This is a genomic window from Streptococcus cristatus (assembly GCF_963529205.1).
Lineage (GTDB): Bacteria > Bacillota > Bacilli > Lactobacillales > Streptococcaceae > Streptococcus > Streptococcus cristatus_O.
Genome location: NZ_CAURYF010000051.1, coordinates 1 through 6442, shown reverse-complemented (window position 1 = coordinate 6442; position 6442 = coordinate 1). Strand labels below are relative to the sequence as shown.

General features: G+C 43.6%; 6 protein-coding genes. All 6 read right to left on the bottom strand.

What is annotated here, in order from left to right; genetic code table 11:
* The coding region (locus tag RWS39_RS08895; protein WP_314482681.1) for a GNAT family N-acetyltransferase at positions 1-275 on the bottom strand (275 nt) is incomplete at its 3' end.
* Positions 276-338: 63 nt separating this feature from the next.
* Complete coding sequence (locus RWS39_RS08890) at positions 339-1349, bottom strand: S41 family peptidase (RefSeq protein WP_314482678.1); 1011 nt, start codon at positions 1347-1349, stop codon at positions 339-341.
* Positions 1350-1420: 71 nt separating this feature from the next.
* On the bottom strand, positions 1421-1690 hold the full coding sequence (locus RWS39_RS08885) for a hypothetical protein (protein WP_314482675.1): 270 nt from the start codon (positions 1688-1690) through the stop codon (positions 1421-1423).
* Between the two features lie 40 nt (positions 1691-1730).
* Complete coding sequence (locus RWS39_RS08880) at positions 1731-3131, bottom strand: amino acid permease (protein WP_314482673.1); 1401 nt, start codon at positions 3129-3131, stop codon at positions 1731-1733.
* A 129-nt stretch (positions 3132-3260) separates the two neighbouring features.
* Positions 3261-5249: an ABC transporter permease gene (locus RWS39_RS08875; protein ID WP_314482669.1), complete on the bottom strand. Its 1989-nt coding sequence runs from the start codon at positions 5247-5249 to the stop codon at positions 3261-3263.
* Positions 5242-6009: an ABC transporter ATP-binding protein gene (locus RWS39_RS08870; RefSeq protein WP_048766518.1), complete on the bottom strand. Its 768-nt coding sequence runs from the start codon at positions 6007-6009 to the stop codon at positions 5242-5244. Before RWS39_RS08870 ends, RWS39_RS08875 begins: the two co-directional genes overlap by 8 nt.
* Between the last annotated feature and the right edge of the window lie 433 nt (positions 6010-6442).

The following is a 6442-nucleotide window of genomic DNA, read 5'->3' as shown; positions in this document are numbered from 1 at the left end:
AGCGCTCTGCCATGTCCCTGCCCTTGAAAATCCTGAGCGACGGCCAAAGCCAAGAGATTGAGCAAGGACGGGAAATAGAGACAGTCGTAGCTAGCCGCATGCGCGTAACCTATGACCTGTCCGTCTTCTTCAGCAACCAAAATCAAATGCTGGTCATTCTCTAGCAGCCTCTTCAGTTGAGCCTCCGTCGCTTCCCTATCAAAGTCATAGCCCAGACACTCAGCATTAAGTCGCTGAATAGCTGCGGCGTCTCTTAGTTTTACCTTACGAATCATCTGTCACCTCGTTCTTCTCTTTATTATAGCAGAAAAGCAGTCTCTTTGACTGCTTTCAATAAACTATTCTCCCATCTGTTCCTTCAACCAAGGCTCCGCCTCTTCTAAAGGCTGGTCTGTTAGGACATCGGGCTGGATTGCCTCATTCTCATAAAGCTTGCCCGTGCGATCTAAGATACTCGAGGTGGTCAAGAGTAAAACCGCTCCATCATACAGTTGATAATAATTATTTCCCGTAGTATAGCTTGCCGTTGGCTGACCAAATATTTTAACATTTTCAAGTCCCTTAAAAGCTAAAACAGTCATCTCTCCTGAGCTACCTGTCTTCCCATTGATAAGAACAGCTATGGGCACTTTCTTTGCTTTTTCATCAGTCTGCTCCAGACCAAGCTGCTTAAGGACATTTAATCGCGAAACCGCGCTCTTGCTTCCGTTTTTATAAACAAATTGGAAGAGGTCTTCATCAGGCAAAAGAGAGGACAGCCCAGCAATCATCGGATACATATTCCCGCCAGTATTGTCTCTCAAATCCACAAGAACCGCCTGATAGTCATCCTTTTTAAGAGCTGCTGACAGCTTGTTGGCATAAGCTTTCGCTGCCTGTGCGTCACCAGTGAAAGCAGGAACTTTTACATAGAGAATACCCTCCCGATTCTGCACTTCAGGCTGATTTTTGCTTTCTGGACTGTTTTCAGGATTATCCTGTGGGCTTAAAAAATAAGAATGCTTCCCGCCAGCCTCTTTGGTTAATTTTTCCAAGACAGGATAGGTGTCTTGATAAGTCTTGGCTGATTCAAGCTTCTCTAAAGCTTTCTTTTTCTCATTTTCCCAATCTTTATCCGTATAAAGACCAAAATCAAGCTTTTTCACAACCGAGCGAGCGTAGTCCTGCGGACTAGGTGGAAAAAGAAAAATTCCATAGTCTGGACCAAAGTAGACTAGAAAACCTATTAAAAGAGCAAGCAAAACCAGTACTGTTCCCAAGCAACCTAAAAGAACTTTTTTCATAATTGCACAACTTTTCTTGTGAGGATTCCTGAACTGATTATAGCAAAATAGAGACACGTTTTCCATGTCTCTACCTTACATTTATCATCGTCAATCTTACATTTTTGTAAGATTATTTTATTTTAATCTACAAAAGCTTATTTCCATCTTTCACTCTTGGAAAACGCAATCATGAGACCAGAACCTGCTAGAATCGCCAGAATAAGAAGGCAGATATTTTTCAGGGGATAGAGCCAGTCTTTATTTTCCTCACGCCATCTTGACTTCCAAAGCCCAACATAGTCAGCGCTCATATGTTCGGGTTGATTCAGCTGGATATTGATTACAATGGCTAGTAAGATAAGGGCAAGCAAAGCAAACGCAAGCAGCCAAACTTTCTTCTTTTTCGTCAGGTTAAAACTCTTCATTTTTTCTCCTTCTACCTTTTGTCAAGAACAACTTTTTACACTACTTTTCTTTCACTTCTATTTCCGAATGACGGTAGCCGTAGCCAAAGTAAATCAAAATTCCTAAAAGTAGAGCGATGCCAAAGGCCAACCAAGTATCCCACGTGTACTGAGTCATAAAGGAAAGGCAGATGACAATAGATAAAATCGGAGTTAGAGGCACTAGCGGAGTTTTAAACTCTCCTGCCTTGGGCTGCCCCTTTTCCTTCCGCAACTTCAAAATGGCAAAGGCCAGCATAATCAGATAAGTCAACGTACAGATATTGAGGAAAGAGGCAATGCTAGCAAGAGGAAAGATACCCGCACAAATAGCTGAGGCAATCCCCACTAAGATGGTAGCATTTTGAGGCACACGGCTAGTAGCAGTTAATTCCTTGAAAGACCGCGGTAAAAGTCCGTCGCGCGCTATACTATAAATCATCCGAGACAAGGCATAGGTCAAGGAGATGCAGACAGTGATCAGGGTCAAAATCGCTACGATAGAAACATAATTGGCAGCCCAATCTAGTCCAATACTGCGAAGTGAGAAAGCTACTGCATCTGGAACATTTAGCTTGGTATAGTGTACCAAGCCTGTCAAGACCAAGGTTACCAAGATATAGAGGATGGTCACAATCCCAAGGGAAAGGACAATGCCACGTGGCACATTTTTTTGAGGCTCTTTGATCTCATCCACAGACATAGAAATCGACTCAAAGCCCAGAAAAGCAAAGAACATCAGAGAAGCTCCAGCCATAATCCCCGTCTGACCGCCATAGATCTGACCAAAACCGAAAGGTGCAAAGTTGGACCAATTCTCAGGTCGAAGATGGAAAAGCCCAACGAGAATAAAGAGAGCCAAGGCTGAGAATTTGAGGACAACCAAGGCTGAGTTAAAGCGCAGGGCTGCTTTTGAGTTTAGAAGTACTACGCCTGTCACAAAGACCAAAACCAGAATAGGCAACAGATCCACATAAGTACCTGCTTTTGGATTGAATGTGCCATTCAAGGCTGTCGGTAGCTGGATATGAAAGCCGCTCAAAAGCCCTTTCAAGTAAGAACCCCAGCCAGAAGCCACACCTGATATAGCTGTCATAAATTCCATGATGGTCAGCCAACCAGCCAGCCAAGCCGGAAATTCTCCTAAAACAGCGTAAATATAGCTGTAAGCTCCGCCATTAGCTGGAACTCGAGATGCAAACTCCGCATAAAATAGGGCAGAGATGCTGACACACAGGGCAGAAATCACGATCGACACAATCAGAGCTGGACCAGCATAAGTCGCCGCCCCAATTCCTGTAACCGTGAAAATCCCTGTACCAACCATGGCACCGATCCCTAAAAGAATCAAATCCATCAGTTTCAGGTGCCGCCGCATTCCCGTCCTGTTTTTACTGGCATCTTTTTTTCGAAAAATATTCATAAAATCTCCCTCCAAAGCATAGATGGTTTATTATATCATAGATTATTGGATTTACCAAAGTCTCTTTTTATCTTCCCCTTTTGCATCGGGCAAAGAAAGCAAAAGAAGAAGCTGGAAAAACCCAACTTCTTACATAGAAACAATTTTACGATAACTGCGGGAAGTAATCATGAAGACAATCACATAGCTGATAAAGAAGATTGCACAGACACCCAGTGTCACAGCCAGCATGAGAGCTGAGTTAAGAACACCAAGAGCAGACAAGATCAAGCTCAGCATATGATAGGCAAAAGTCAGATGGATAAAGGCGAAAGCCAGTGGTAGGAAAAAAACAATCAAAATCTGTTTCCGAATGGTTTGTCTGATTTGCTTCTCATCCAGACCGACCTTTTGTAGAATCACAAAGCGATCCCGATCCTCGTACCCTTCTGAAATCTGCTTGTAGTAGATGATGAGGATGGTTCCCAGCATAAAGACGATTGACAAGAAGATGCCGATGAAGAACATGCCACCCAGCATGCCTTTGATTTCTTGCTTATCAAAAGCTGTTACCGAACCATAGACTGCTTGGTTTTCCGGCAAGGTCTGATTAAACTGATGCAATTTTTCTTGATAAGCATCCCTCAGATTGCGCTGTTCTTCCGTTGACAGCTTTGTATCAAGCCAGCCATAATAATTAAGGTTTACAGCGTATTTGTCCATCAGTGTAGAGAATATTTGGTCAGGGTTTTTAAGAACCATGTAGATTTTCTCTGGGACGATCATGTTCATCTGGTCTGGCAAATTGCCAAAGATAAAGTCTTCTTTGAGTTCTTCCTTGATTTTAAAGGTCTGACCAGCCAGCTGCAAGTCTTGCTTGGGATCCAGTTTCACTCCTTGCTGGTAGAGCGCCACTTCATCATCTCCAAGATCAAGAGTTTTCCCCGTCATACTCTGATAATCCGCTTCTGAAATAGCCAAAATATACGTTTTCGGTGTGACAAATTTTTGAGCGGCAGCGTTGATATCGAGCTGGTTGCCAGCACGACTTGTCACTCCCATCGTATAGTATGGATAGACACCTTTCTTAGTGACTGGCAACTGCTGCTCATTCACAAACTCTGTCAGCACTTGGTCCATCTGCTCACCTGTGGTTCCTTTTCCTTGAATGCTAAAATCATGAGGAAACATAGCCTTTTGCATGTAGTCACCACCGGCATAGATATTAGCTCCGCCAGATAAGGTCACCAAGACCATGGTTGATAGGATAGCAATGGTCGCAAGACCCACCGCATTTTTCTTCATGCGGAAAATCAGGTTGGAAACGGAAATCATATTATTGGGTTGGTAATAATAGGACTTCTTCTTTTTCAAAAATTGCAGAAAAACCGTAATTCCAGCATTAAAGAGCAGGTAGGTTCCCAGAATCACAAAGAGCACTGCGACAAAGAATGTAAAGATTGCTGACAAGGGATTGGTCACTCCTAGTGCAAGAAAGTAACCATAAGCCAAGGCTGCAAGCCCAAGTAGTGTCTGCAGGAATAAAAAGCGACTTTTCTTTTCTCCGCTATTCTTTTCTTTGACCAATTGCAATGCATCAAGCTTTTTCAGGCGCAAACCATTGCTAATCATCAAGCAGAAAAAGACAAAAGCGTAGAAAACAGCAACTACGATAACTACAGCAGGCTGAAAAGTTGACACCAATACGACCTTTATCGCCATGATTTTTAGCAAGAGAGCATAGATCAGCTGGTCAAACAAAAGTCCAATCCCTAGTCCGAGGATAAGGGTAACCAGACCAAATACCAGTAATTCGATCACCACCATGACAAAGAGGTGGAATTTATTGAGCCCTAGCACACTATAAAGGCCCAGCTCTTTGGAGCGATTCTTGAAAACAAAGCTATTAGCATAAAAGACGATAATGCTGGTCGTGATGCTGACAATCACCATCCCAAAAGATAGCACCATAGAAACAGCGCTTGCGCCCGTCATCTTTACTAAATTAGGATTAAAAGTCAGGGAGAAAAAGATGTAGGAGATGGCGATAGCCAGACAGGTCGCCAGAGCGAAAGGATAATATAGCTTACGATTCTTGATTAAGTTAGAAAGCGCAAGCTTACTAGTTAATCTAAGCATGAGCTTCCACCTCACTTGCCATGACCGTCAGCGTATCGGAAATCTCTTGGAACATCTGCCGCTCGGTCTTGTTGCCGCGGAAGATTTGATTATATAAAATTCCATCCTTGATAAAGAGCACCCGCTTGGCCCGACTAGCTGCCGAGGTCGAGTGGGTTACCATAAGAATGGTTTGGCCGCGGTCGTTGATATCGTCAAAGACATCCAAGAGAGCAGCTGAAGACTTGGAATCCAGGGCTCCTGTCGGCTCATCTGCCAGCAAAATCTCAGGCTCGGTGATAATGGCGCGGGCTACTGCCACCCGCTGCTTCTGACCACCAGAAATTTCATAAGGAAACTTCTCTTGCAGCTTGTTAATCCCTAACTCGTTGCAGGTTGTAACCAACTTTTGCATCATCTCGGTAATGGAGCGACGAGAGAGCACCAAAGGCAGGAGAATATTATCCTTGACTGATAAGGTGTCCAGCAGGTTGAAATCCTGAAAGACAAAGCCTAATTTCTCCCGGCGGAAGCTGGAAGCCTGGCTGTTTTTGATGGTTGCCGTGTCAGTTCCATTGAGGAAAACGCGGCCTTCTGTCGGCTTGTCCAGCATGGCGAGGATATTGAGCAGGGTGGATTTCCCAGAGCCCGACTCCCCCATGATGGCGACATACTCGCCTTTCTCCACTGTAAAGTGAATGTCTTTCAGCGCCTCTACTTGGCTGCCCTGAAAGCGGGTTTTATAAATTTTTTTCACGTGTTGTACATCTAATAATGTCATACTTGAACCTCTTTTTTTATTTATGTGTAAAATGGTTATTTAGCTTATCTTTCAATACTTTATTAGCTAGCTCTGCTCTAAGATTAGCTGAGCTGCTGCCCCTACCGAAAGCAAACTAAAAACGATACTATTATCATACCGAAAAGCCCGACAAGTTTCCATAAGCTAATCTTTCATTTTGGACGCTAATCTTACATTTTTGTCACTTAGCGATCTTCCAGTTATGGAAAAAGCTGATATTCATTAGAGGGAGCTGGCTGTATGATTTGGCTTGCTTTGCAAGTGGGCCTCTCTAAACTTTCAGTTCTATTTGATCAAAAAGGCGGTAGGACTGGGAAAAAAGGCCTAGCCTCTCAATTGTCTTTGGATTGTCGAGCAAGACGCAGTGGTTGAGTGGACTCTACTACGCTGATTTCATCAGCTTTTACAGCCC

What these genes read in the sequence shown, in the direction of transcription:
- RWS39_RS08890 (WP_314482678.1), bottom strand. Translation starts at nt 1,349, where the DNA reads ATGGAAAACGTGTCTCTATTTTGCTATAATCAGTTCAGGAATCCTCAC.
- RWS39_RS08885 (WP_314482675.1), bottom strand. Translation starts at nt 1,690, where the DNA reads ATGAAGAGTTTTAACCTGACGAAAAAGAAGAAAGTTTGGCTGCTTGCG.
- RWS39_RS08880 (WP_314482673.1), bottom strand. Translation starts at nt 3,131, where the DNA reads ATGAATATTTTTCGAAAAAAAGATGCCAGTAAAAACAGGACGGGAATG.
- RWS39_RS08875 (WP_314482669.1), bottom strand. Translation starts at nt 5,249, where the DNA reads ATGCTTAGATTAACTAGTAAGCTTGCGCTTTCTAACTTAATCAAGAAT.
- RWS39_RS08870 (WP_048766518.1), bottom strand. Translation starts at nt 6,009, where the DNA reads ATGACATTATTAGATGTACAACACGTGAAAAAAATTTATAAAACCCGC.